At 42.0% G+C, this 26,668-nt stretch carries 24 protein-coding genes; 10 read left to right on the forward strand and 14 right to left on the reverse strand.

The window, feature by feature from the left end; translation table 11 throughout:
* The first annotated feature begins 118 nt into the window (after nucleotides 1-118).
* Entirely contained in the window at nucleotides 119-1,261 is a 1,143-nt protein-coding gene (locus tag J7E35_RS05005) for an aminotransferase A (protein WP_214777512.1), read from the forward strand.
* Nucleotides 1,262-1,493: 232 nt separating this feature from the next.
* On the opposite strand, the gene J7E35_RS05010 is transcribed toward J7E35_RS05005, so the two are convergent.
* Nucleotides 1,494-1,670 (reverse strand): hypothetical protein, encoded by a 177-nt coding sequence (locus J7E35_RS05010; protein ID WP_167831916.1) that lies wholly within the window; start codon nucleotides 1,668-1,670, stop codon nucleotides 1,494-1,496.
* A gap of 61 nt (nucleotides 1,671-1,731) precedes the next feature.
* The gene (locus J7E35_RS05015; protein ID WP_214777514.1) at nucleotides 1,732-2,613 is read right to left on the reverse strand and encodes an NAD(P)-dependent oxidoreductase; all 882 of its coding nucleotides are present in this window, start codon (nucleotides 2,611-2,613) and stop codon (nucleotides 1,732-1,734) included.
* A gap of 269 nt (nucleotides 2,614-2,882) precedes the next feature.
* Between J7E35_RS05015 and J7E35_RS05020 the strand changes: the two genes are divergently transcribed.
* Entirely contained in the window at nucleotides 2,883-3,548 is a 666-nt protein-coding gene (locus tag J7E35_RS05020) for a GNAT family N-acetyltransferase (RefSeq protein ID WP_214777516.1), read from the forward strand.
* Nucleotides 3,549-3,849: 301 nt separating this feature from the next.
* On the opposite strand, the gene ptsP is transcribed toward J7E35_RS05020, so the two are convergent.
* The 7 genes from ptsP to J7E35_RS05055 all read right to left on the reverse strand — a co-directional run bounded on the left by ptsP (nucleotide 3,850) and on the right by J7E35_RS05055 (nucleotide 10,154).
* Nucleotides 3,850-5,565, reverse strand: a complete 1,716-nt coding sequence (gene ptsP, locus J7E35_RS05025; protein WP_214777518.1) for a phosphoenolpyruvate--protein phosphotransferase — start codon at nucleotides 5,563-5,565, stop codon at nucleotides 3,850-3,852.
* On the reverse strand, nucleotides 5,565-5,831 hold the full coding sequence (locus J7E35_RS05030) for a phosphocarrier protein HPr (RefSeq protein ID WP_214777520.1): 267 nt from the start codon (nucleotides 5,829-5,831) through the stop codon (nucleotides 5,565-5,567). The genes ptsP and J7E35_RS05030 overlap by 1 nt, the downstream gene beginning before the upstream one ends.
* Nucleotides 5,832-6,147: 316 nt before the next feature.
* Nucleotides 6,148-7,302, reverse strand: a complete 1,155-nt coding sequence (locus J7E35_RS05035) for a hypothetical protein (protein WP_214777523.1) — start codon at nucleotides 7,300-7,302, stop codon at nucleotides 6,148-6,150.
* A gap of 95 nt (nucleotides 7,303-7,397) precedes the next feature.
* On the reverse strand, nucleotides 7,398-8,594 hold the full coding sequence (locus tag J7E35_RS05040; RefSeq protein ID WP_214777525.1) for a DUF58 domain-containing protein: 1,197 nt from the start codon (nucleotides 8,592-8,594) through the stop codon (nucleotides 7,398-7,400).
* 4 nt (nucleotides 8,595-8,598) lie between these two features.
* Complete coding sequence (locus tag J7E35_RS05045) at nucleotides 8,599-9,543, reverse strand: AAA family ATPase (RefSeq protein ID WP_483297196.1); 945 nt, start codon at nucleotides 9,541-9,543, stop codon at nucleotides 8,599-8,601.
* Between the two features lie 146 nt (nucleotides 9,544-9,689).
* Nucleotides 9,690-9,863 carry an aspartyl-phosphate phosphatase Spo0E family protein gene (locus J7E35_RS05050; RefSeq protein WP_251009444.1) on the reverse strand — a complete coding sequence of 58 codons (174 nt, stop codon included), beginning with the start codon at nucleotides 9,861-9,863 and terminating at the stop codon, nucleotides 9,690-9,692.
* Between the two features lie 96 nt (nucleotides 9,864-9,959).
* Nucleotides 9,960-10,154: a hypothetical protein gene (locus tag J7E35_RS05055; RefSeq protein WP_192473582.1), complete on the reverse strand. Its 195-nt coding sequence runs from the start codon at nucleotides 10,152-10,154 to the stop codon at nucleotides 9,960-9,962.
* Nucleotides 10,155-10,449: 295 nt separating this feature from the next.
* On the opposite strand from J7E35_RS05055, the gene J7E35_RS05060 reads away from it, so the two are divergent.
* Nucleotides 10,450-10,638 (forward strand): YkvS family protein, encoded by a 189-nt coding sequence (locus J7E35_RS05060; protein WP_192473581.1) that lies wholly within the window; start codon nucleotides 10,450-10,452, stop codon nucleotides 10,636-10,638.
* A gap of 427 nt (nucleotides 10,639-11,065) precedes the next feature.
* On the opposite strand, the gene J7E35_RS23190 is transcribed toward J7E35_RS05060, so the two are convergent.
* Complete coding sequence (locus tag J7E35_RS23190; protein ID WP_251009445.1) at nucleotides 11,066-11,182, reverse strand: DUF6254 family protein; 117 nt, start codon at nucleotides 11,180-11,182, stop codon at nucleotides 11,066-11,068.
* A 126-nt stretch (nucleotides 11,183-11,308) separates the two neighbouring features.
* Here J7E35_RS23190 and J7E35_RS05065 point away from each other — a divergent pair, with 126 nt between their 5' ends.
* Both J7E35_RS05065 and J7E35_RS05070 read left to right on the forward strand, forming a co-directional pair.
* On the forward strand, nucleotides 11,309-11,920 hold the full coding sequence (locus tag J7E35_RS05065; RefSeq protein WP_214777526.1) for a CPBP family intramembrane glutamic endopeptidase: 612 nt from the start codon (nucleotides 11,309-11,311) through the stop codon (nucleotides 11,918-11,920).
* 188 nt (nucleotides 11,921-12,108) lie between these two features.
* Nucleotides 12,109-12,768, forward strand: coding sequence for a hypothetical protein (locus J7E35_RS05070; protein WP_214777528.1), 660 nt, complete (start codon nucleotides 12,109-12,111; stop codon nucleotides 12,766-12,768).
* 260 nt (nucleotides 12,769-13,028) lie between these two features.
* Here the strand turns inward: J7E35_RS05070 and J7E35_RS05075 are convergent, their stop codons facing one another.
* Nucleotides 13,029-14,072 carry a YkvI family membrane protein gene (locus J7E35_RS05075; protein ID WP_214777530.1) on the reverse strand — a complete coding sequence of 348 codons (1,044 nt, stop codon included), beginning with the start codon at nucleotides 14,070-14,072 and terminating at the stop codon, nucleotides 13,029-13,031.
* A 228-nt stretch (nucleotides 14,073-14,300) separates the two neighbouring features.
* Here J7E35_RS05075 and J7E35_RS05080 point away from each other — a divergent pair, with 228 nt between their 5' ends.
* Both J7E35_RS05080 and J7E35_RS05085 read left to right on the forward strand, forming a co-directional pair.
* The gene (locus J7E35_RS05080; protein WP_214777532.1) at nucleotides 14,301-16,457 is read left to right on the forward strand and encodes an ATP-dependent Clp protease ATP-binding subunit; all 2,157 of its coding nucleotides are present in this window, start codon (nucleotides 14,301-14,303) and stop codon (nucleotides 16,455-16,457) included.
* A gap of 335 nt (nucleotides 16,458-16,792) precedes the next feature.
* Complete coding sequence (locus tag J7E35_RS05085; RefSeq protein WP_214777534.1) at nucleotides 16,793-19,819, forward strand: efflux RND transporter permease subunit; 3,027 nt, start codon at nucleotides 16,793-16,795, stop codon at nucleotides 19,817-19,819.
* A gap of 313 nt (nucleotides 19,820-20,132) precedes the next feature.
* Here J7E35_RS05085 and J7E35_RS05090 read toward each other — a convergent pair whose 3' ends face one another.
* Nucleotides 20,133-21,827 (reverse strand): M3 family oligoendopeptidase, encoded by a 1,695-nt coding sequence (locus tag J7E35_RS05090; protein ID WP_214777536.1) that lies wholly within the window; start codon nucleotides 21,825-21,827, stop codon nucleotides 20,133-20,135.
* Between the two features lie 144 nt (nucleotides 21,828-21,971).
* Nucleotides 21,972-22,409, reverse strand: a complete 438-nt coding sequence (locus J7E35_RS05095; protein ID WP_214777538.1) for a MarR family winged helix-turn-helix transcriptional regulator — start codon at nucleotides 22,407-22,409, stop codon at nucleotides 21,972-21,974.
* Between the two features lie 434 nt (nucleotides 22,410-22,843).
* Between J7E35_RS05095 and J7E35_RS05100 the strand changes: the two genes are divergently transcribed.
* Both J7E35_RS05100 and J7E35_RS05105 read left to right on the forward strand, forming a co-directional pair.
* On the forward strand, nucleotides 22,844-23,413 hold the full coding sequence (locus J7E35_RS05100) for a LemA family protein (protein WP_214777540.1): 570 nt from the start codon (nucleotides 22,844-22,846) through the stop codon (nucleotides 23,411-23,413).
* 2 nt (nucleotides 23,414-23,415) lie between these two features.
* Nucleotides 23,416-24,147 carry a TPM domain-containing protein gene (locus J7E35_RS05105; RefSeq protein WP_214777542.1) on the forward strand — a complete coding sequence of 244 codons (732 nt, stop codon included), beginning with the start codon at nucleotides 23,416-23,418 and terminating at the stop codon, nucleotides 24,145-24,147.
* A gap of 61 nt (nucleotides 24,148-24,208) precedes the next feature.
* Here J7E35_RS05105 and J7E35_RS05110 read toward each other — a convergent pair whose 3' ends face one another.
* The gene (locus tag J7E35_RS05110; protein ID WP_214777544.1) at nucleotides 24,209-25,201 is read right to left on the reverse strand and encodes a phosphotransferase enzyme family protein; all 993 of its coding nucleotides are present in this window, start codon (nucleotides 25,199-25,201) and stop codon (nucleotides 24,209-24,211) included.
* 145 nt (nucleotides 25,202-25,346) lie between these two features.
* On the opposite strand from J7E35_RS05110, the gene J7E35_RS05115 reads away from it, so the two are divergent.
* The gene (locus J7E35_RS05115) at nucleotides 25,347-26,579 is read left to right on the forward strand and encodes an MFS transporter (RefSeq protein ID WP_214777546.1); all 1,233 of its coding nucleotides are present in this window, start codon (nucleotides 25,347-25,349) and stop codon (nucleotides 26,577-26,579) included.
* The last annotated feature ends 89 nt before the right edge of the window (nucleotides 26,580-26,668 follow it).

The raw sequence follows: 26,668 nt of genomic DNA on the forward strand, positions 1-26,668 counted from the left end.
GTTCTTCAATTTATATTCGCTCCCCAGATGAAATAACCTTTTGCTTAAGCAGACGAATTTTACAACTTTCCGGTCCATCATGTTAAAATAGTGATATTCAATCGGAGGGATGAAAGAAGTGGAACATTTAATTAACAATAGGGTGAAGAATATAGAAATATCAGGGATCAGAAAATTCTTTAATATGGTGGCAGATGTGAAAGATATGGTTTCTCTCACCATCGGTCAGCCTGATTTTCCGACACCAGAACATGTCAAGGAAGCTGGGAAAAAAGCAATTAATGAGAACGTCACTACATATACACATAATGCTGGACTGATCCAGCTAAGAAAAGCTGCAGCTGATTTTTATCGTAAAAAATATAATGTTGAATATTCAGCGGAGCATGAAGCGATCATTACTGTTGGAGCAAGCGAGGCTATTGATATCACTTTCAGGACCATACTTGAAGAAGGCTGTGAAGTTATCATCCCAGGGCCTGTTTATCCCGGGTATGAACCAATCATCAAGCTCTGCGGTGCCGAACCAGTCTATGCTGATATCAGGAAAACACAATTCAGGATGACGGCAGGGTTGATTGAAAGCCTGATCACAGATAAAACAAGATGTATCGTACTCCCCTATCCTTCAAACCCAACAGGCGTCAGCTTGAATGAGGAGGAACTTAAAGAAATAGCCCAGCTGCTTGAGGACAAGGACATCTTTGTCCTTGCTGATGAAATATACAGTGAACTCGTTTATGAGCAAAGGCATGTTTCAATTGCCCAGTTCATAAAGGAAAAAACAATTGTCATCAACGGACTTTCCAAATCCCACTCGATGACAGGTTGGCGGATAGGGATGCTGTTCGCGCCTGAGTATTTGGCCAAGCATATTTTGAAAGTGCATCAATACAATGTAACTTGTGCAACCTCGATCTCGCAAATGGCTGCTTTAGAGGCCCTGACAGCTGGGATTGATGATGCGTTGCCAATGAAGCAGGAGTATGCTTCAAGGCGGGATTATGTATTCAGCAGACTCCAGTCTATGGGCCTTGATGTAATCAAGCCTGAGGGCGCGTTTTACTTCTTTATCAAAATTCCAGCTTCCAATATTTCATCATTTGATTTTTGTATGGAATTAGTCAATGAAGCAAAATTGGCAGTGGTTCCAGGGAGTGCTTTCTCTGAATTTGGAGAGGGCTATTTCCGGCTTTCATATGCGTACTCGATGGATACGCTAAAAGAAGGGCTCAATCGTTTGGAAAGTTATTTGCGATAAAACTCGAAAAGCCGTTCCTCGTCAGCAGGAACGGCTTTTTATTAGGCTCTTTTCTCAAACTTTGTTGCTCTTGACTACAAAATAGGATTGAATGACCTATTTTTCTTCGCAAAGTTGACTCTTTTGTGAGAAAAGAGCATGCTAACTTAATACCGACCAACAAAATGGCCTACTATTACGTTAAAATCGGCTTTAGGATTTTAACAACAATCTTTACGAAAACAGCCTTTTATTATCCCTTGTATTTTCCGTTATTTTTGGGGGCTTTCTCTTTTTTTGCTTTATCCTTATGGATCTTATTAGTCGCAGCACTGCCAATCTCATGTGAGAATTCAGAATCAATGACTGCAGAATCAAAACCCTTCTTGTTCTTTTGCTGCGGGTCATTCTTTTTCGTCCTTTTAGCCATAAAAATCCCCTCCTTTAGGTTATAGTATCTTACCTGGAGAGGGGTCTATGACTAGCAAATATTATGATTGTTTCCAGTACTTATATAGCGCCTGAGTGCCGCTGTTTTCTTCGCCTTTTTCCGCGAGTTGTTCATATAGCGACAATGCCAAAGAAAGTCCTGGTACTTCCATATCCATCCGCTTTGCTTCATCCAGGGCGATTTTCATATCCTTGATAAAGTGCTTGATGTAAAAACCGGGCTCGAAATTATCATCGATCATCCTTGGTGCCAGATTGGAAAGCGACCAGCTCCCTGCAGCACCCGTCGATATGCTCTTCAATACGGTCTCTGGATCAAGACCCGCTTTTTCAGCATAGATCATAGCTTCGCATACTCCGATCATATTGGAAGCAATGGCGATTTGGTTGGACATTTTTGTATGCTGCCCGGCACCTGCTTCTCCCTGGTGAACAATATTTGTTCCAAGGATGTTAAGCAGTGGTTCTACCTGAAGAAAAGCCTCATCATCGCTGCCCACCATGATGGCAAGCCTTGCTTCGCGGGCACCGATATCACCGCCGGAAACAGGCGCATCAATTGCATGAATCTCTTTCTCTATTGCCTTTTCGTAAATTTCTTTTGCAAGGGAAGGAGTCGACGTGGTCATATCAATTAAATAACTGCCTGGCTTTGCATTAGAGATAAGGCCGTCTTCCCCCAGATAAATTTCTTCCACGTCTGAAGGGTAACCGACAATCGTAAAAACGACATCAGCCTTCTGTGCTACCTCACGTGGGGAGTCTGACCAGACAGCTCCCCTTTCCAGCAAATTAGCCGCCTTTTCCCTCGTCCTTGTAAAAACAGTGAGCTGATAGCCCGCATCAAGCAGATGCCCTGCCATGCTTTGTCCCATAACGCCTGTTCCAATAAAGCCAATTACCGTATCTTCTTTAGACAGCATATGTACTCCTTCTTCCCTTTTCAATTTTACCTATATTTTAACATTATAAATTGCAAAAGGCCGAGAATTTACTCCTCGGCCTCCAGAACGTTCTACCATTTTATGCGCAATAATATTGTACCCTGTCATAAACACATCCAAACCTATTAAATTGATTATTGCTAAATACATCAGGCTGAATTCCAATATAAAAATTTCGCATTGTACGATTTGACCTTGCATTAAAAATCTTCTTATACTAAGTCTATACTATATTTAGAGGTGCGGATATGTTTTATAAAGAGCTTTATGTATATGACGGCAACAGACCGTTAAAAGCAATCATTCGTAATTATACAAAGGATGATTTTGAGCAGTTGATATCGGTACAAAAGGAAGCCTTCCCGCCTCCTTTTCCAGAAGAACTCTTATGGAACACCGAGCAGCTGGCCAATCATGTAGATTTATTTCCCGAAGGTGCCCTCTGTGTGGAAGTCGGAGGTAGAATCGCGGGTTCCATTACTGGACTGGTTGTTCATTTGATAAAAGGCGACGAAGATCATTCGTGGGAAGAAATAACCGATAACGGCTATATAAGGAATCATGATCCGGAAGGCAATACTCTTTACATTGTCGATATTTGCATAAGTCCGGCTTACCGCAAACTTGGTCTTGGTAAATGGATGATGCAATCTATGTATGAGACGGTCGTGCAATTAGATCTTGAAAGACTTTTGGGCGGCGGAAGGATGCCAGGATACCACTTGCATTCCGCAGACTTGTCCATTGACCAGTATGTAGAAAAGGTACTTAAAGGTGAATTGAAGGATCCAGTCGTTTCCTTTCTGCTGCGCTGCGGACGTACACCGGTCAAACCAGTAGCAAATTATCTTGAGGACGAAGAGTCATTGAATTACGGGATGCTGATGGAATGGAAAAACCCCTTTAAAGCTTAGACGCTGCCTATCCGGCAGCTTTTTTTATTCTTTGCCAAAAGAGGTTCGCTATCAAGACTTCTGAACCTGTCTGAAGCTGCTCCTTCTTCTGACAGCTTTTCTGCTTTTCCCTGCAAACCTGTCTGAAGTTACTCTTTCTTTTGACATTTAAAAGACTTAAACAAAAAAATGCCGGCTGATAAACAGCCGGCCAAATCTGGGGGAAAATGAGAATGATTAGCTTAATTAAAGTCTAACCAAAGTGCTTACTCATTTATACCCGCCCTATATAGCGTAAAACATTTTTTATATTACAATTACGTTACAAAGAAATAGCTTGGTTTACTGCTTCAACCACTTCTTCAGTCGTACTCATGTTCAACACATTTGAAGCCAGCTTTTCCATATCGGCTTTGTTTAAGTTTCTGATCAATGAGCGTGCTTTCAGGATTGAAGAGGCACTCATCGAGAACTCGTCAAGGCCAAGTCCAAGCAGAATTGGAATTGCCGTTTCGTCACCGGCCATTTCTCCGCACATTCCAGCCCATTTACCTTCTTGATGAGCTGCATCAATGACCATTTTTACGAGACGAAGAATGGATGGGTTGTATGGCTGATATAAGTATGATACTTGCTGGTTCATCCTGTCCGCTGCCATCGTGTATTGAATCAAGTCATTTGTTCCGATGCTGAAGAAGTCTACTTCCTTCGCAAACTGATCTGCAAGGACTGCAGTAGAAGGAATTTCAACCATGATGCCGAGCTCGATATGGTCAGCAACCTCGACGCCTTCCTGGATCAATCTTGCTTTTTCTTCTTCAAGCATTGCTTTCGCTTCCCTGAACTCGTTCAGAGTAGCGATCATCGGGAACATAACTTTCAGGTTTCCATGAACACTAGCTCGCAAAAGAGCGCGCAGCTGCGTACGGAAAATATCCACTTCCTCAAGGCACAGGCGGATTGCCCTGAAGCCAAGGAAAGGATTCATTTCTTTAGGCAGGTTCAAGTATGGAAGCTCTTTGTCTCCGCCGATATCAAGAGTACGGACCACGACTGGTTTGCCTTCCATTCCTTCAAGCACTGCCTTATATGCTGTATATTGTTCCTCTTCAGTAGGAAGCTGGTCCCTGTCCATATAAAGGAACTCTGTACGGTAAAGACCTACACCCTCGCCGCCATTTTCAACTACGCCCTTCAAATCTTTAGGTGTACCGATATTAGCTGCAAGTTCAACATGATGGCCATCAGCTGTTACAGACTTTTCGTTAACAAGTTTAGCCCATTCAGCTTTTTGCTTCTCGAAATCTTCTTGAATCTTCTTATAAGCTTCAAGCACTTCAGGAGTTGGATTGAAGTGAACTTCGCCCTTCAATCCGTCAACAACGACGAGATCCCCGTTGTTGATTTCTTCTGTAGCTGCCTTTGTGCCTACAACTGCCGGAATTTCCATTGAACGAGCCATGATTGCTGAATGGGAGGTACGGCCGCCGATGTTCGTTGTAAATCCTTTTACAAACTGGCGATTCAATTGAGCAGTATCTGAAGGAGTCAAATCTTCCGCCACGATGACTACTTCTTCAGCAATCATGCTAGGATTAGGAATCTGGATACCTAACAGATGGGCTAACACCCGTTTTGTGACGTCACGGATATCTGCCGCCCGTTCTTTCATATATTCATTGTCCATGGATTCGAACATGCTGATGAACATATCAGCTGTTTCTTTTAATGCAAGCTCTGCATTAACATTTTCCGTTTTGATTTTGTCTTCGATGGGTGAAATCAATTCTGGATCGCTCAATACTAGAAGGTGAGCATCAAAAATCGCTGCTTTATCAGCTCCTAAAGCAGTTCCCGCATGATCGCGGATTTTTTCCAGCTCAACTTTTGCTGTCTGAAGCGCTGACTGAAAACGGGCAATTTCTTCAGCGGGAGCGTCTATTGTTTTTTTTTCAAAAGAAAAGTCCGGTTCTACCAGCTTATAGGCTTTGGCGATCGCAATGCCGTTTGAAGCGGCAATTCCCTGGAGAAAGCCCATTATTCAGCTAAACCTTCTTTTTTCAAAGTTTCTTCTAAAGTATTAAGAGCGTCTTGCTCATCGCTTCCTTCAGCAATGATCGTGATTTCTGCTCCCTGGCCGATACCTAATGACATTACACCCATGATTGACTTAAGGTTAACCTTTTTTTCTTTATATTCTATGTGTACTTCTGAATCGAACTTGCTTGCAGCCTGTACCAGCATCGTAGCAGGGCGTGCGTGGATTCCTGTTTCAGCAACAACCTTGAATTGTTTTTGTACCATACTATATCATTCTCCTTTTAAATAGATAATTAAGATGACCATACATGATGCCTTTCCAAACTAAATGGTTCAATTCAGCGAAAGGTCAAAACTCAGGCCTAGCCAAAATGATATTTGTATTTTACCCATTTGTATTGTTCTTTCACACCATATATTGTTTCCAATCATTTCCGAAGAAGTTTGGATTGGCATCCCACACAAAAGAATAGCATTTTGCATAGTCATAGACAATGAAAAAACATTGATTTTTAAAGGTTTAGAGTCATTTTTTTCAGTAAAACGTTTTCATTTTATCGAAATTGTGACAAAAAGTATTTTAACGTCTGAAAAGGTGTTTAAAGTTTTCCTTCAAACTTTTTTTGCTCTCTTCCTTCTTTAATTTTTCCAATGCATTGATTTGCTTTTTTACCTTCTTTATTTCGTCTTTGAACCAGCCATCCGATTTTTCGTCCAGCTGCTCACCGTACCTGACCTTTTCATACGTCTGGATTGTCCGTCGGTCATATTGTATGCTAAGCCTGTCGAACCATTCTTTGACATCTTCATGGTTAAGCCGGCCCAGTTCCTTTTTCTGGGCATATTTTTCAAGCTGAAAGATTTCCTTCCTTATATTGTTTTCAGGGGCCGCTTTCTGCCTCCTTGTAAACTCTACGCTATTTGCCCCTTCGATATGGGCAGTGATTATAAATCCTGCTTCTGCTGCTTCTTCCTCCTTCTGCCTGCTGAAAAGACTGGTTTTTTTATAAATGAAATAAAATCCAATGCCAATCAGGGCAGCGAAAAGAATAGGTCCCCAAAAATCCGGGTCGAAAACCTGCCTGGCCTGCTTAATTGATGTTTCATTTTCCATATTGAGCAGATTTTCAGAAAATACTTTGTTGGCTCTGGCCTGCATATCCGCAGAACCAATCCATGCAAAAAAGGGATACAGCAGCATGGAAAGCGTCCATCCTGCCAATTGCAGTACAAAAAAGAAAATGTCTTTTAATATTCCTCTTCCGAAAGTTAATACCGCAACAAGGAGCAGAATAATCCCCAGCAGCTTCGAGTAGGTGGCTGCAAATCTCTTTTTCAAGGCCTGTTCGATATCAATCCACTTTAGCAAAAATTGCCCTGACAATATAAACAGCAGCTGGAAGAGAAGAAGGAATACAATTTGGATCAAGTATGAGCCGCCATAAAAATAAGCAAGCGGCGAAAGGAATACCCCAATCAAAAAGGTGAGAACAAGCCAGACACTTTCTGATTGACTCGTTGAATCCTGGTGAAACTTAAGTACTCTCCAAAAAATGAATATTGCCATAATCCCTGTATAAAAGTTCTCAAGATTGCTCAAATTGCCTGCAACAAAGAGAAGCGGCATAACTACAAGAAGATAAAAAGGCTTCGCTAGACGTGGCTTCAGCACCAATAAAAACGTGAAGAGAATGGAGGCTGCAGCGGCTATTATCATAGTTGAAAACAATGGCATTCGTTGTGATGATAATAAATGAAATACCACCAGAATCAGGCTTACAAAAGTCCACTCTATAAAAAAGCGAAAAAAAACATTTAAGACACGGCTTTTCATTTGCTCGCCACATCCTTTAAAATAATGTTCATCGGTTCCAGTAATGCATGTTCATTATGCGTTTTTAGCTCGAATAACTGTACGCCCGCATGTGTCCATTCCTGTATATAGGCATCTGCTCCTCTTGTACGGATTCCTGCATGGATCATGGTCGGCGCAATCGGCAAATGCCGCTTGTAAAAGAACAGCAGCTGTTCATATGGAATCGTTGGGGAATGAAAATCGGCAATAGCCAGCAGGTCAAGCAGCTTTTGCAAGTGGTCCTTTCCAGACCCCAATGGCAGGTAGGTAAATGGAGTAAATCCAGCAGACCTTATATTCATGCATAGCGAGAAGGGAATATTTCTTCGGTTAAAGAAGTAAGCCATTTCCGCTGTACTGCTCATCAAAAATTCCAGCTTGCCAGTAACTGAAAAACCATCTGAAATATTAATGAACAATACGGCACCTGCTTCATTAATTCGTTCATATTCCTTCGTCTGCAAAATCATTTTCCTGGCACTTGCTTTCCAATTAATCCTGTTAAAGCTGTCTGTCGGGAGGTAATCCCTTGTACCTATTGGTCCCATATTGTCTTCAAATAGTGAAAAGAATGATGGATTCTGGCCTGGCTTAATTGACTTATGCTTATCCAAATTTTTCACCGAAATAGTTTGAGGATAGACGAGCGCCTCGATATTGATAACGTCGGAGAACTCAAGAATTGTATCTCCGAAACCAAAGAAATGAGGGATGTTGAGCTCCATTTTCCTTATCTTTGATAATCCTCGCTTTTCTGCGGCAAATGGAACTTTGATATTAATCCTTTCTCGCTGTCCAACCGAAAACGGCAGGCTTATATCGACTCTAGAAGAATGAATATGATACTCGCCCGTAACAGGTACAACTGCACTATCAAAATAAATGGAGAGATTCCCTTTCATGATTGGAAGACCTTGATTGTGAAATTGCAGGCTCCACTCTCCTTTGTCCCCGATAAAGAAGCGATTCCGTTTACGTTCATTATCAAAAAACAAGCCTTCTCCTATATGCTTCAGATAATAGGAATTCCCTCCAGCGATAAATAGGATCATCATGCCGACTCCGAACATCAGCCAGGAATTTATGTAAAAGCTTGCGATCAGTAATAGAATCCCGAGAAAAGCCAATATGGATAGAAAGCGGTCCTCGATAACGATTTTTTTCCATTGCATGGGCTTAAACCTCAACTTCAACAGGGAGAGGAATGGATTCCAGCAACTCTTCGACTACTTTTTCGGGAGTCATTGTCAGCGATGACTCCGCAGATAAATAAATTCTGTGTCCTAACACGAAGGGAGCCATCTCTTTTACATCATTCGGTACCACATAATCTCGACCCTTAATCAGCGCCCTCCCTTGGGCAGCCTTTACTAATGCAAGCGTCCCCCTCGGACTGATTCCTAGCTCGATCGAAGCATGGTTCCTTGTTTTTCGTACAATCTGTAATAGATAATCTTCAACAACCTCAGTTAACTTCACATTCATGATTTCCTGTTTCAATGAATTGATATCCTCTTCACTAATAATCGGTTTGACTTCCTTGGCTGATGTTCCAAACCTATGTTTCTTGATCATTTCTCTCTCTTCATTCACTTCTGGATACCCGAGGGATAACTTAATAAAGAAGCGATCCATCTGCGCGACCGGAAGCTGGAATGTCCCCTGCTGTGATTCCACTGGATTCTGGGTTGCGATTACAAGGAAGGGCGTTTTCAAGGGGATAGTGTGGCCGTCAATTGTAACCTGGTGTTCTTCCATCGCCTCAAGCAAGCTGGATTGAGTCCTAGGGGTAGCGCGATTGATTTCATCTGCAAGCAGAATATTGGTGACAATTGGACCTGGTTTTAATTCGAACTCCTGAAGTTTAGGATTAAAAAACTGGATTCCTGTAATATCACTAGGCAATACATCAGGTGTAAACTGAACCCTCGAGAAATGTCCGCTTATTGCACGTGCAAATGTTTTAGCAAGCAATGTTTTCCCCGTCCCTGGTACACTTTCCATAAGAATATGGCCATTATTCAAAAGGGCAATCACCATCAACTCTATTTCATCGTCCCGTCCGACCACATTTTTACCTATTTCAATTTTTAGCTGCTCTAGTTTATTTGCCATTTCCATCCATTTGTTCCCCCTATTGTGAATGTTCTATTGGTTACGATTGAAAGACTTATGAAAAGTTTACCATCAGGAAATAAAAATGTGAATTTACAACCATTTTTATCCAAATAAAAAGGAGCACTTTTTTTTAAGTGCTCCCAATAAATTTACTTTGTTAAAAAGAACCGTTCTTCCTGAACTACATTTAAGAGTTTATCCAGCTCCTGGCTTGCTGAAATAGTCTGTACGCTTAGAAAACCTGTTTCCTTCGCGGCTGAAATCATTTCTCTCCGTTTGAGTTCGATTTCTTCCATTAGCCTTTCAGGAGAAAATGTTTCCATCAGCGATCACCTCACCAGTACATGTTAATATTTTACTACTATTCCACAAATAGGGATAGTAAAATTTACAGTGACGGACCACTTTTTCTTTGTTATTTAGCTCCTCGCCTCATCTATATATGTAAAGATGACATCTCCGCCCCTTTGAGCGATTCCCCTGAAATGTTTGAAATCCTCCCTTTTCACCAGAAATTCGCGAAATTCCATGAAATCCTGTTTAGCGACAAAGATTTCCTCTACTTCTTTATTTTTTAAACTTTCCAGCATTCTAATAGCCTGTTCTTTATCCAAGTGAACCACCTCGAGTTTCTTATACTATGACTATTTTATCTTCTAGTGATGAATTTGCAAATTCATCTGTCATGTTTCTTGATTGGTAGGAAGGGAATGAAATGGTAACATAATTATTTTTTTCTGGATGGAAATGTAATTATTTTATATAATAGGTTATATAAATTGAATTTTCTAACTTTTATAAAATGAAAATTTCGTGAACATTCAAATTTAATGCGAATTTTCCTTTACGCTAGTTAAAAATTAAGGCAAAATGTTAGTAATTCGAAATATAACGAAGGAGCGAGTTTATTTGAAGAAAGCCGAAGTTGGAAATGTAATCGAATTCAAAGAAGGACTGCAAGGTGTCGTAGAGAAGGTAAATGAAAACTCAGTAATTGTTGATTTGACATATATGAACAATTTCCGGGATCTGGAGCTCGATCAACGCACTGTCATCAATCATAAAAACTATAAAATTGTTAAAGATGCAGCCTACTAACCTAGAAATACGCAAGCGGCTTGCTCACCCCCGACAAGCGCTGCCCGCCTAAAACGCCACATCGTGTGGCTGGCGGGTTTACACGTCCTGTGCCTTAGAGGGCCGAACAGAGAAGTTGTTCTTTGACTTCATTGTCAGGACCAAAATCGAAAAGTATAGCCGACTGTCCAGAAACGCAGAGACTGGAGACTCCGACGGCAGAAGCGCTTTTTGCTTCTGCCGTCGGAGTTGAAGTTTTGGAGTTTCTAGGAGGCGGCACTAGACAAGCGTCTCGAGCTTCTCAAAGCTAACGCTTCTCGTAAGATACTCGAGGAAGCAGTTTCAAGGATGAAAACTGGCTAGGCGCTGGAGCTAGACACTGTTCTAGTGTAATATTTTTCACTTTATTATAAAGATACCCAAAGCAGCCTGAGCTGCTTTTTCTGTTTTATCTTTTAGTTTCCTTACCTGCAAGTTCTTTAAATGACTTTACTTTTCCATGCGGGTGCTGATCCTGCTTGCGCACAGTCCAATTACGCTCTCTCTCGCGCTTTGATTCTGACATGACCTTCCCTCCAATCAAATCTTCGTGCAATATTACTATTCCCCAACTGAAAGAAATCATTTCCTTACAATTTTAATGAATTATTTGGTACAATAAATTTTGTTTCTGGAAAGGGGTTTATGTAGAATGAAGAATTGGATGGCGGATCGCAGACTGATTAGTGGGGTTTTGATCGCGCATCTTCTTATGTTTTTTACCTTCGAAGATAAAAACGTATTCTGGTATATATTCACAGCTTCGATGCTGGTTCTGATCAGTTATTCCATCATACACGAAGAAATCGAGGACAACACTTCAACACTTTCTTACTTAACGCTTGGGATTGCTTCGGGTCTTGGTTTATTTGGCCTCTTTTGGCTTGGAAGCTTCCTGATCGAGTTGTTAAATTTGCCTTTCGCCAATCAAATCTCGCGTCTGTACAACAGATTCTCACCTGATTTATTCTGGCATTACCTTGTCCTGGTGTTAATCCTGGCTCCCGGCGAAGAAATCTTTTGGCGAGGATTTATCCAAAAACGACTTAGCAAATACTTTAGTGTGAAAATGTCGATTAGTTTTTCTGTTTTATTATATTCTTCTGTCCACCTCTATTCTGGTGAGTTTATTTTGGTTTTAGCCGCAATAATTGCTGGACTGGCCTGGAGTATTTTATACGCATGGAAACGGAGCATGCCGCTTGTTATAGTCTCCCATATCGTATTTGATTTATTATTATTTGTTTTTCTTCCACTTAACTAGTGATTACCTCAACAGATATTACCCTAAAAATGACCCATGCCAACTCTGGCTCATGGGTCATTTTCATTATTGTCCAATTTGCCTGTCCATGGTATTTTGTAAATGCGACAAAGTATTGTAACTTTCGTTATTCTATTCCGTCTAAAAATGTAGAAATCACCATATGAAATAACAGGGGGCATTTAGAAATGAACAAATTAGTAAAACCTTTAGCAATTATCGGATTGTCAACCATTATCATTGCAGGCTGCGGCTCTCCGGAAGAATCGAAGTCGACAGATAAGGCACCTGCAGCCCAGCCGGCTGCTGCGCCTGAAAAAAATGAAGAAAACCAGCAGACAACAGATCAGGAAAATAATAATAACGAAGAGGGCTTAATCCGGGTAATGGAGCAAAATATTGCCTATACAGTGGATGGCGAACAAAAAGAACAGACTGCTTTCTTAAAACACAATGACAATCAAAACTACTCTATGTATGTTCTGCCTGAATATGAATTATCAGCAGAAGAACCCAACAAAGACGTTCTGATGTGGACTGAGGACGACAGTGTATTCATGAGGATAGAACTGATTCCAAATGACGCAGAATGGGCCTTAGTCGAAGAGAATTCCAAAGCACAGCTAGCTGCTGTCGGTGCTGAAGTGAATGAAGCACAAACACCTGAAGATCCATTCTTCAACAATGCATGGGCAATGGAAACCAAAAATGAATCAGACGTCGTAACTACGTATTTAATTAAAAATGAAGAACAACCATTAAAGCTTACTTTATTCACAAAAGAAGGTGCAGACCACCGCAGTGCATTCTTAGAAATGGCCAAGACCATTATGAAAGAGAATAAATAATACAAGATAAGTTAATCGAAGTGTAATTATACATTCTCATCATAAAAAGAAGGGGCAGTTCCCCTTCTTTTTTATTTGACTGTTTTCGTAAAGATTGTTGTTAAAATCCTAAATCCGATTTTAACGTAATATAAGGCATTTTGCTGGTCGGTATTAAGTGTGAATGCTCTTTTCTCACATAAGAGTCAACTTTGCGAAGAAAATAGGCCATTCAACCCTATTTGGTAGTCAATAGCAACAAAGTTTGAAAAAAGAGCCTTTTATTTATTCACATTAACTGGTTTCATCCATAACAAGACAATAAAAATTAAACTGATGTAGCCAAAAACCGGATAAAGGATGGAAAGCAGCGTTCCATAATCAATCAAGCTGATGAAATAACAAATTAAAAAGAGCAGTGAGACGACAAGCAGGCTTGGCAGCTTGATATACTTTTGAATTTGCCTTTCCAGACCAAAAATATTACCAATTACCGAGGTGAAAATTTCCCCATATACAATCAAGACAAAAATCCAGTATAGACCAGCAGCAAGCTGTTTCATTACAACAGCCATCGGAATCTCAAATGTTTCGAATCCAGGCAGCATAATTAAAGTCAAATGGCTTGAAAGCAAAATTAAGGTAAGTGCTATCCCGCCCAGGATTCCACCCCATTTTACAGTATGATCGTCTTTCATCTCGGCTGCTACAGGAACCAGGACTGCCTGGGCAAGCGACAGGTTCAGCGCTGTATATGAAAATGGTCCGATCACAGCCTTCCAGCCATCCTCTGCATATGGAATAAAAACGACCTGTTCAATAAATCCAGGCAATTTAACTGACAGGAAGAATAAGATCAGACTGAACAAGATCATCATCGGCACGACAAAAGTGTTCACAGCAAAGACGCCCTTTAAGCCGACAACCATGACGGCAAGTGACAGTGCAATCGTGACAAAGATCCCCAGGGACTTAGTCATTCCAAGCTGCTCTTCAAAAACTGCCCCTGCACCTGATAACATAACGGCACAAACTCCAAGCAGCATAAACAGCATCATAATATTGATGATTCTGCCAAAAAACTTCCCAAATAAATGAACATTCATTTCTTCGTATGAATGGGCACCGATCGCCGCTGCGATGCGCATCAATTTTGCACCCATATATGTAAGAATATATCCCGCCATGAAAACACCAATTAATCCAAAAAGTCCAAAGCGGGAAAAGAATTCGACGATTTCCCTCCCTGTCGCAAAGCCGGCTCCCACAACAGTACCGACATAAACAGCAGCGATTTGAAAGGCAGCACCCCAGTTTGTCTTCAAAGCGTTCCCCTCCCTCCTTCTCAATATATGTCAGGATAGACAAACCATGACGAGCTTTTTTTAAAAGGTAATTAAACACAATCTCTACTAAAAATTACCATAGGCAAATATCTTGAAAGTCAAAAAAGGTCAAAGTATAATAAAGTTAAATTGATCAAAGTTAGTCAAAGTCAAGAATGATTATAATTGATCATATATAAGAATTAACTTTTTGAAGGAGGAATTTAAATGCTTTGCCAAAATTGCCATGAGAAAAACGCTAATATCCAATTGAGAGTAAATTTAAACGGTAATCAGAAGCATTTAATGCTCTGCGAAGATTGCTACAAAAAAGAAAAAGAAAGATTAGGTGCTTCCTTTGGCAGCCAGATGCCTGGTTTTCAAGACTTTGGAGGCTCGCCTTTTAATGATATGTTCAAACAGTTTTCAGGCAATATGAATAATCAAAACCCTGATCATAACCATTCATCTGGTGCTGCGAAAACTGCTGGCGGTGGAAATGGCTTCATCGATCAATTTGGGAGAAACCTCACCCAAATCGCAAAAACCGGTTTGATTGACCCGGTAATAGGACGAGACGAAGAAGTAAAACGAGTCATCGAGATTTTAAATAGAAGGAATAAAAATAATCCTGTGCTGATTGGCGAACCAGGCGTAGGTAAGACTGCCATCGCTGAAGGACTCGCTCTTAAGATTGTTGAAGGCGATGTGCCGGATAAGCTGAAAAGCAAGGAAGTCTATTTGTTAGATGTCGCTTCAATGGTTTCGAACACAGGTATCCGCGGGCAATTCGAGGAAAGAATGAAACAGCTCATTTCTGAATTACAGGCTCGCAAAAATATCATTCTGTTTATTGATGAAATTCACCAGCTTGTTGGTGCAGGGTCTGCTGAAGGATCAATGGATGCCGGCAATATCCTGAAGCCAGCACTCGCCCGCGGTGAGCTCCAAGTAGTCGGTGCAACAACTCTGAAGGAATATCGCAAAATTGAAAAGGATGCGGCGCTCGAAAGACGCTTCCAGCCAGTACATGTATTGGAACCGACAGTGGACGAGGCTGTGGAAATCCTGAAGGGAATTCAGTCGAAGTACGAAGATTTCCATCAGGTATCCTTTTCGGAAGAAACAATCAAGGCATGTGTACAGCTTTCACACCGTTATATCCAGGATCGTTTCCTTCCTGACAAAGCGATTGATTTAATGGACGAAGCTGGCTCTAAGCTTAACCTTGTTTCTGATTATACAAATAAAAGCGATGCTGAAAACCGCCTTGCTGAAATCGCAAAGGAAAAGGAAGAGGCCCTGAAACAGGAAGACTATGAAACAGCTGCAAAGCTTCGTGATGAGGAATCCAGGCTTGAAAAGGCATTAAATGAAAATGGCAATACGGCACGTCCTTTGGTCACTGTCCATCATATCCAGGAAATCATCGAAAAGAAGACGGGAATTCCGGTAGGTAAACTCCAGGAGGACGAGCAAGTAAGGATGAAGAATCTTGTCGGAAACCTTAATGGCAGGGTAATCGGACAAGTAGATGCCGTCCAGAGAGTAGCCAAGGCAATCCGCCGCAGCCGTGCAGGCCTGAAATCTAAAAACCGTCCGATTGGATCCTTCCTATTCGTCGGACCAACTGGTGTCGGTAAGACAGAATTGACAAAGACGCTGGCAGAAGAGCTGTTTGGCACTAAAGATGCCATGGTTAGACTGGACATGAGTGAATATATGGAAAAGCACAGTGTGTCCAAGCTGATTGGATCACCTCCTGGTTATGTAGGCCACGACGAAGCGGGCCAGCTGACCGAAAAAATAAGGCGGAATCCTTACAGCATTATTCTGCTGGATGAAATCGAGAAGGCACATCCAGACGTCCAGCATATGTTCCTGCAAATCCTTGAAGATGGCCGCCTGACTGACAGCCAGGGCCGTACTGTAAGCTTCAAGGACACAGTCATCATCATGACAAGCAATGCCGGAGCCGGTCACAAAACAATCAAAGTAGGATTCGATCAGAGCACAGCTGTCAACGAATCAAGTATCCTGGATTCATTGGGAGGCTTCTTTAAGCCAGAATTCCTGAACCGATTCGACAGCATCATCGAGTTCAAGGCACTTGAAAAAGAACATTTACTTCAAATTGTTGACTTAATGCTTTCTGAACTTAAGGATACACTTTCGGAGCAGAACATCACTCTTGAAGTCGAGGATGAAGTAAAGGATAAGCTTGCAGAGCTGGGATACCATCCTGCATTTGGCGCACGCCCTCTTCGCCGCTCCATCCAGCAGCAGCTCGAGGACTCCATTGCCGACTTCATCCTTGAAGACCCGGGTGCAGTAGAACTGAAAGCAGTCATCGAAAATGACGCAATCATGATTAAGCGAAAATAACGACCTCGAAGGTTCGGAGCAGATCCGAACCTTCTTTTTTTCATCTTCTGTTAAACCGCTTTGCTGCCTGGTGGGCAGCAGAGCGGTTTTTGGATCTATGGCACAACTCTTAAAGGAAACGTGATTTTCTTGACAGCTTTGGTTGCCTCTATACTTTTTAACATGATCAGTCTAGCGTCCCGTTAAAAGAGACTTGTTAACCGTGTTTGTTTAGTTGTTCTCGCGGACCAATCAAGAAGAAAATATATAATAATTTTAGCAGTTTAAAAATGAAATATACATAGAAGACATATAGAATAAGAGCATAACTTTTTCCAATGAAATGAGGTAAAATTATGGGGTTTCTCACAAGATTCAGTCTCAAAAATGCTTTTGCTGTATTTATCATTTCCTTTTTGTTAATACTCGGAGGCCTGTATTCCTTCACTCGCCTGAAGGTCGACTTACTGCCGAATATCGAGTTCCCGCAGCTTTCTGTTGAAGTCATTTATCCGGGAGCATCGCCTCAGGATATCAATGAACAAGTGACAGAAAAACTGGAAACTAAATTCAAAGGAATTGATGGACTCAAGAAAATCCAGAGCTCTTCCTATGAAAGCATCGCAATCATCAATCTTGAATTCCCTTTCGATACTGAATTGGATGATGCTGAACAGCAGGTCAATTCCTTCATCAAGGAGGCAGGACTTCCTGAAAATGTAGAAGCAAATGTCAACCGCTTTTCATTTGGCACATTCCCAATTTTCAATATTTCTCTGTTCGCAAAAGGAGATCAAGACCTCGAAAAGCTTGTGAACGATGAAATTATCCCTGAACTGAATAAAATCCAGGGAATCAACAGTGTCTCAGTTGGCGGTATGACTGAGGAGATCCTCCAGATTACTGTTGATCAGGAAAAGGCTGCCCAGTTTGCGCTTAGCCTGAATGAAATTAAAGAAAGTATCAATGCCAAAAAATTCAGCTTTCCAGCTGGCAACTTGAATGAAAACGAAATCCAAGTGCCGGTAAGGGTCCAGGAAAAAATTGAAGAAATCAATGAACTCGAAAACCTGGTGATGCAGTCAAAATTCGCCCCTAATGCACCGCAAGTTAAACTGGGGGATATTGCCTCAATTAAGGTTGCAACCGAGAAACCGGAAATCACCCGCTACAATGAAAAAGAATCTTTATCGATGGCAATTACGAAAAAGCAGGATGCCAATACGGTTGAAGTTGCCGAGAAGGTTCTGGCAGTTATAAACAGCTATGACGACCGGCTTGAATACGCGATTGGTTTCGATTCTGCAGAAGGAATTGAAAAGTCGGTCAATACCTTGGTTAAGGAAGGCTTGCTTGGAGCCCTGTTTGCTTCGATCGCCGTACTGATCTTCCTCAGGAACTTCAGGGCGACAATCATTGCGATTGTGTCGATTCCGCTTTCGTTATTGATTTCGTCGATCTTTTTAAACCAGCTTGATATTTCATTGAACATCATGACACTTGGCGGTATGGCAGTAGCAGTTGGCCGGGTAGTCGATGATAGTATCGTCGTTATTGAGAACATCTTCCGGAGAGTCCGGAAAGCGAATAAAGACATGACAGATGATTTGATTCAGGATTCCACTAAGGAAATTCTGAAGGCGATCACATCCTCAACCATAACCACGGTTGTTGTATTCCTGCCGTTAGGACTTGTCGGGGGAATTACCGGGGAATTCTTTTTGCCATTCGCTTTGACTATTGTTTTTTCCTTGCTAGCATCATTAATCGTAGCCGTCACAATCGTCCCGATCCTGGCAAAATTCTCATTCAAGAAGGTTCCTAAGGAAGAAAAAGAAGGTGCGCTCCAAAAAGCCTATGCACCTTCAATCAAATGGTCATTGAACCATAAGGCACTAGTCATCATCCTCTCGATTGCCCTGCTTGCGGGTTCAGGATTCCTTGTCAAAGGCCTTGGTTTCACGTTCATTCCTAACGAGGAGCAAAAACTGCTGGTGGCTACTTTCCAGCTGCCTTCTTCTACTTCACTTGATAAAACGAATGAAGTATCTTTGAAGGTCGAAAACATGTTCGCAGAACAAACAGAAATTAATGATGTTACCGTTGGAATCGGCAGCCGGGACTTCCAAACCGGCCTCAAACGACAAAACCAGGCGAACTATTTTATCAGTCTGGGAGATGGCGTAAGTGTTTCCGAGTTTATACCTGAGCTAGAAAAAGAAATGGAAAATATCGTTCTATCAATAGAGCCAGATGCCAAAATCGGTATCCAGGAACAATCCACAGGCGGTCCGCCATCTAATAATAATGTCAACATTGACTTGTACTCTACTGATTTGGCTGTCTTGCAGGACGCGGCTGCCAGGGTAGAAGATTACATGATGAAGCAGGAAGACCTAAAATATGTATCCAACAATTTTTCTGAGAAACAAAAGCAAGTGATTGTAGATATCGACCCTGAAAAGTCTGCTCAATTAGGGGTTTCCGGGTTCCAGGTTCTTGGTACCATAACTGATAAAACGAAGCCCGTAGACGCTGGTTTAATGAAACTGGGCGGTGAAGAACGACGTGTTTCCATAACCTATGATGAAAAATCCGAAACAATAGAGGATCTCAAGAATACGGTGATCTTCACACAACAGGGACCAGTCCCGATCACTGAAATAGCCAGTATCACTGAAACGGAGGCATTCACTTCGATCCAAAAATTAGATGGCAAGATATTCGCCCGCGTTTCAGCACAAATTGATTCAAATGATATCAGGGCTGTTTCGAATGCCGTTATAGATGGCGTCCAAAATGACATTGAACTGCCTGATGATGTTTCCCTTGAAGGCGGGGGCGGCAGTGATGAGACCGTTGAAACATTCACACAATTGGGAATTGCGATGATCGTGGCCATCGGACTTGTGTATTTGACCATGCTGATCACATTCGGTCAGGCAAGGATTCCGATTATTATTCTCTCATCCTTGATTTTCGTCCCAATCGGCTCCTTGCTTGGACTATGGATTGCCGATGAACCTATGTCAGTTAGCGTCATGATTGGATTGCTGATGCTAATAGGGATTGTTACAACCAATGCGATTGTCATGGTGGACCGGATTGGCCAGAACCGGACAGAGAAAGGAATGCCTATCCGCGAGGCGCTTGTTGAAGCAGGAATCACGAGGCTGCGGCCAATCCTGATGACGGCCTTTGCTACGATCGCTGCATTGATTCCATTGGCTCTCACTACTTCATCTGGCACCCTGATCTCAAAAGGGCTGGCAGTAACCGTAATTGGAGGGCTCACCTCCTCCACCCTGTTGACGTTGATCCTGATCCCTGTTATTTATGAGGTTTTTTTCTTCAGACAGGTGAAAAAAGAACGCAGCTTATAATGATGAAGCCCGCATGAAGATGCGGGCTTTTTTAATAAGATTTAAATTTGAAAGATACCCTTCTACAAGTATATCCACTCTCATAAGGGTACCGTTCCGGCCGAATGATACCCTTGTGCAAGCTTTCCCGCCTCCATAAGGCTACCGTTCCGGTCGAATCGTACCCTTATGCAAGCTTTCCCGCCTCCATAAGGGTACCGTTCGGACGAATGATACTGAATCCATTAATGAAAATTAAAAAATTAAATAAAAAACTGCAGACAAACCGATTCTTATCGTTTGTCTGCAGCCTGAAATTGCCACGATTCTTTTTTTACAGCTTACTGTCGTCAACTGAATCAAGCCAGCTCTCGATTTCACCAATTACTGACTGGACGCATCCTTCTTCAAATGGAGAAATCAGGTTTGCTTCCTTAACTAGGTCAGTGAAAGCCATGCTTCCTCCCAGCTTGCACAGGTTAGCATAGTCTTTCCATGCTTCTGCCTGGTTTTCTCTTGAACGCTTCCAGAATTGGAAAGCACAAATCTGCGCAAGCGTGTAATCGATATAGTAGAAAGGTGAATTATAGATATGGCCTTGTCGCTGCCAGAATCCGCCTGCTTCTAAATAAGTGTTTCCGTCATAGTCTTTATGCGGAAGATACTTCTTCTCGATCTCACGCCATTGCTGCTTTCTTTCTGCAGGTGTAGCTTCAGGATTCTCATAAACCCAGTGCTGGAATTCATCGACAGAAACTCCGTATGGCAGGAATAGCAGCGCACTGCTTAGATGCGAGAATTTATATTTATCAGTATCCTCTTTGAAAAATAGTTCCATCCATGGCCATGTGAAGAATTCCATGCTCATCGAGTGGATTTCACAAGCCTCATAAGTAGGCCAGTTATATTCCGGAATCTCAAAATGACGGCTTGAATATACCTGGAAGGCATGGCCTGCTTCATGTGTCAGGACATCGATATCACCAGAAGTTCCATTAAAATTTGAGAAGATGAATGGTGACTTATAATTTTCAATGTATGTGCAATAGCCTCCGCCTGCTTTCCCTTTCTTCGCGACCAGGTCCATCAGATTGTTTTCATTCATGTAGCGGAAAAATTCACCTGTCTCAGAAGATAGCTCCTCATACATTTGCTGTCCATTTTCAATGATCCACTCAGGACTTCCCTTTGGAGCGGCATTACCGGTTTTGAAATCGAATGGCTCATCATAGTACTTTAATTCCCCGACTCCTATACGATTCTTTTGACGTTCCTTAAGCTTCGAGGCGACCGGAACAATGTATTTATGGACCTGGTCCCTGAATGCCGCTACCATGCTGCTGTCATAGTCAGTACGGAACATGCGGTAGTATGCCAGCTCTACAAAGTTGCTGTAGCCAAGCTTATGGGCCATTTCTGTCCTGACTTTAACAAGATCATCATAAATACGGTCAAACTCTTCTCCATGCCCAGAAAAGAATGCAAATTTTGCTTCACTTGCTTTCTTTCTTGTTTCGCGATCTTTAGATTCGGTGAAAGGATCAAGCTGCGCGAGGGTTCGCTCTTCACCTTCAAACATGATTTTTGCAGAAGCAACAAGCTTTGTATATTCAGTTGAAAGCTTATTTTCCTTTTGCATCAAAGGAACGATCTCCTGTGAAAACTGCTTTAATTGTGCTTCGGCAAGAGCGAAAAGCTGTCGTCCCCATTTGGCTTCAAGTTCATCGCGAAAAGAAGAGGAAACAAGTGCTTCATAATATTTTGTCACCAAACCCTCCACCTGCGGCGCCAGTTCATCCAGGAAATCCTGTTCTTCCTTATAGAATTCATCCTCGGTATCGATTGAATGGCGGATATAGCATAGGTTGAACATGGTGCCAACATCATTCCGCAAATCATTGATCCCATTCATGGCTGTGCTTTGCTCCTCAACAGAACCAGCATTTTTAAATTGTTCAAGCAGTTTATCGAATTTGGCGGTGACTTCATCCAAATTCGGGCGAGTATATGTATATTGCTCGAAATTCACGGTATTGCCCCCTTTATCTTTATAAGGGAAGTATTATCCCCATCCCTTTCCTATTCTACGAATATTCCCTTTATCCCTTTTTATACCTGGCACTTTCCATAAGTTTTTCTGAAAAAAACAATAAAAAAACGGCATATGCCGTTTTTAATATTTGCTTACAGAAAGGCCCAGCTTTTTTAGCAACTCAATCGCTGAGTCTTTTTCATCATCATTCAGGCTGTCCATAAGTTCGTGGATCAACGCGCTGTGTTCAGGAAAGATTTCTTCTATTAGTTTTCTTCCATCATCGGAAATTTTCGCATAGGTGACTCTTCGATCTTTTGGACAGGCTACCCGATTTAAATAGCCTTTTTCTTCAAGCTTATCGACTACATAGGTAATACTGCCGCTTGCCAGCAGGATCTTTCCCCCTATTTGCTGCAACGGCTGTTCGCCTTTGTGGTATAAAAGCTCTAAAACAGCAAATTCTGTCGGGTTCAGTCCATTTCTTTGGATGACCTTGTTCACCTTCTCATTGACAGCCCTGTACGCTCTGGACAATACAATGAATAACTTCAAAGATTTTTCTGTCTCATTGTTCATACAATTTCATTCCTTTACCTTAAACGACTAATCCATAACTAGAGTATATCTGAATTTGTTGTTTTTATCAGTATTTCCCTTAATTTTATCTGAAAAACTAAATAAAGTCCTTCCAGAGGAACCATTCCTCTAAAGCAAAGGCTGTTTTCATAAGGCTGTTTTCGTAAAGATTGTTGTTAAAATCCTAAAGCCGATTTTAACGTGATCAAAAGCCATTTTGTAGTACGAATTAAGTGTGCAAGCTCTTTTCTCATCATTAGCTTTAATTTTTTGAAGAAACATAGGTCATTCAATCTTATTTTGTAGTCAATAGCAACAAAGTTTGAGAAAGAGCCAAAGCAAAAGAGAATATCCTCAGCTATAAGTTTAAAACCCTCACAAATGAGGGAAAAATACGGGCATCACCAAACAACTAAGAATTTGGAGTGGCTAGAGTGAAAAAAGGATTAGGAATTGTCATTGGTTTATTAGTCTTACTAGGAATTTTCATCATGATGGGAGTTGGCAGCTATAATAACTTCGTTGCCGAGGAAGAGAATGTCAATCAGGCATATGCCCAGGTAGAGAACCAGCTTCAGCGTAGACTTGACCTCATCCCAAACCTTGTCAATTCGGTCAAGGGATATGCAGCTCATGAAAAAGAAGTAATCCAATCCATATCAGATGCTCGCGCAACATTAGCAGGGGCGAATACGCCGGAAGAACAGGCAACTGCTAATGCCGAATTGTCCGGTGCCTTAAGCCGCTTGCTTGTCGTTGTTGAAAACTACCCAAACCTGAAAGCGGATAGGCAGTTCACCCAGTTGATGGATGAGCTTGCCGGTACGGAAAATAGACTGGCTGTGGCAAGAAAGGATTACAATGATCAGGTATCCGTTTATAACAGGAAAGTAAAGCAATTCCCAGGTGCACTCATCGCTAACATAACAGGTTTCGACGAAAAGGAATACTTCAAGGCGGACCCTCGGGCACAGGAAGCCCCCGAGGTTGACTTTGGAGGCTGAAGATGAGCATAAGTAGGTTCCCTGGCCTGGCGGCAATACTTGGCTTCCTCCTATTGCTGCTTCCCACCGGGGCAATCGCCGCACAAAATGAGATACCTGCACCAGTTGGGGATATATATGTCCAGGACTTCGCCAATGTTTTAAGCGAAAACGAGAAAATACAGTTAAAAAATATTGGAAGGTCGATTGACGATCAGACTACTTCTCAGATTGCTGTCCTTACTGTAGACTCAATCGGCGAGTCAAGCATTGAGGAATACTCTGTCGAAGCTTACCGTAAATTCGGGCTTGGAACGAAGGAAAATGATAACGGCGTTCTGCTAGTGATAGCCATGCAGGAAAAGAAAATCAGGATTGAAGTCGGATATGGACTTGAAGGAATCGTCCCTGATGGCAAAGCTGGACGCATCCTTGATGAATATGCCATTCCACATTTACAAAATGGCCAGCCTAACCTTGCTGTCATGAATACGTATCAGGCGCTTGCCAACGAGGTATCAGGTACAAATGAATTCGGCAGTGGACCCCGTGATGTTCAGCAGCAAGACCTGCCAATACCATCATGGCTGCTCGTCATCATCGTAATTGGCGTCATTGTCCTCGATTTTATGTTCTTCGGCGGGACCCTAACCTACCTGCTGCTTTCGATTATATCGAGAGGCGGCGGTGGCGGCGGACCTCGAGGAGGCGGCGGCGGTTCATCCGGAGGCGGCGGTGCCAGCCGTGGTTGGTAAATTGACAAAATACCAGAGCGCGATTGCTCTGGTGTTTTTTGTCTATACTAAGATACTCTAGTTAACCAATATTCACAATCGGCTGCTTGCTCCTAATCCTAACTGCGATTTCATCCATCATACCCTTCAATTTTTCGTCCCTATCCTCTGGGGCGATTTTTTTATGGAGAACTGCGTACAGTACAATATCACGAAGCATCAGGAACAATGGGACTTGTTTCTTCCAGCCGTCTGGCAGCAGGTTCGCTTTTTGATACCCTTCGATAAAAGCATTCAGAAATACTTTCCCAAAACGGTTTCGCTCTTCTTCCTCGCTGGCAGGGATCCGGTAAAGGATAGAATAGTACAGAGGGATTGCGATATCTGAGGCGAACCAGTGGTAACTCGCATCATCAAAATCAAAAACATGAATTTGTTCTCCATCATAAAAAAAATTCCCTGAGTGGATGTCAGTATGGATGATACCGTAATTATTCATATTTATCGGAAGCACGGAAATTGCGGCAATCACTTCTTTGGCGTTTTCTACTAATACCCTCTCGTCAGAAGGGTAATATTTTTCAACTGATAAAAGTTCGTCCTCATCCCAGCTGCTGCGTGCTTTTATGTCTTCAGATGGCTTATAAGATTTTGTGGCTTGATGCATCCTTCCTGTCGTTTCTCCCCATTTTTCGAACAACTCTTCATTGAATTTTTCTGACCGCACACTGACTGCAGCACCTGGCGCTTTAGCAAATAAACAACCATAAAATTCGCTTCTATCTTCTGCCAGAATTTCTTCTGCCAAAAGTCCGTTTTTGGAGGGGAAAACTTCCGGAACAGACAGACCTTGGTTGTTTAGATGTCTTATCCAGTCCAATTCGGATAAAACCTCATCCTTGCTCCGGTGGGAACTGTGTGTGAGCCGCATGATATATGGATGACCATTTCTATATGTTTCAAAAACATAATTCTCAAAATCACCAAGTTTTTTCACTTCCCTCTCCAAGCCAAACCGATCCAGAAAATCATTTAAAATCTCCTGGTTCATCAATGAACTCACGGCTTTTTCCATTCAAATTTCCCCCTCGGTAATAATCTGTATTTTCTAAATTATATTAGAACATATTTTTCAGCAGAAAAGCTATTTTTATCTCGTGACTTTTTTTGTAAAATGATATGTAGGAAACCGAAATATTTTTTTTCAGAAGGAGACACTCATGAGCCAATCAGCTGCCGCCGTCAGAGCAAAACCGCAGAACCAAAATGATACAGCGTATAAAATACTCTTCATCATTGGATTAGTACATTTACTGAATGATTCTATTCAATCCGTCATTCCCGCGATGTTCCCGATCCTTGAAAAATCGATGGGTCTTTCATTTACCCAATTAGGGATGATCGCTTTTTCTTTGAATATTGTCTCTTCCATCCTCCAGCCTTTGATTGGAATGGCAACAGACAAAAAGCCAGTGCCTTATGCCCTGCCGCTGGGTTTGACCTCGACAATGTTTGGGGTTCTTGGCCTTGCATTTGCTTCGAGTTTTGAGTTTGTTATTCTTTCCGTTTTATTCATTGGACTTGGGTCAGCTGTTTTCCATCCTGAAGGTTCCCGTGTAGCCTATATGGCAGCCGGTCCGCGCAGGGGATTGGCACAGTCCATATACCAGGTCGGCGGCAATTCCGGGCAGGCACTTGCCCCGCTGATTACAGCACTTATCCTCGTACCGCTCGGTCAATTCGGAGCAGTTTGGTTTACATTAGTAGCGGCCATAGCCGTTGGTCTGCTCTTATATATCGCAGCCTGGTACAGCCGTAGATTGGATTATGAAAAATTGGCCGCCAAAGCCAGGAAAGCAAGCGTACAAGTCGGCAAGGGAATCTCAAAAAATATTAAAATGGCGCTCGTTCTGATACTATTTCTGATTTTTGCCCGGTCCTGGTATATTTCGGGCATGACGAATTTTTACGCGTTTTATGCAATCGATAAATATGGCCTTTCGATTACGGAGGCACAAATATTCCTGTTTGCTTTCCTTGTTGCCGGTGCGTTCGGTACTTTTTTCGGAGGCCCGCTGGCAGACCGTTTTGGAAAGAAAAACATCATATTTCTTTCTATGATTGCAACTGCTCCATTGTCCGCAATTATCCCATTTATGCCATATACAATTGCGTTTGTTCTGCTGACGGTAAGCGGTTTTATTCTGATGTCGAGCTTTTCAGTTACTGTTGTATATGCCCAGGAGCTCGTTCCGGGTAAAATCGGTACGATGGCTGGCCTTACAGTAGGTCTCGCATTCGGTATGGGTGCCATTGGTTCTGTCGGACTAGGATACCTTGCCGACTTGATTGGATTGTCCTTGATGATCATCTGTGTCGGATTCCTTCCCTTGCTTGGAATTCTGACCATGTTCCTTCCAACAGATGAAAAGCTGGCTGAATGGAACAACTAAGCATCAGAAGTGAAAATTAAAATATTCCATTTACATTTTTATGTTTAGACATACTTCTGTTAAGGAAAAAAAGAAAGTGAGGATAAAAA

Origin of the sequence: Bacillus sp. ISL-45, from assembly GCF_018613195.1 — a bacterium.
In the GTDB taxonomy this organism is placed as follows: Bacteria; Bacillota; Bacilli; order Bacillales; family Cytobacillaceae; genus Mesobacillus.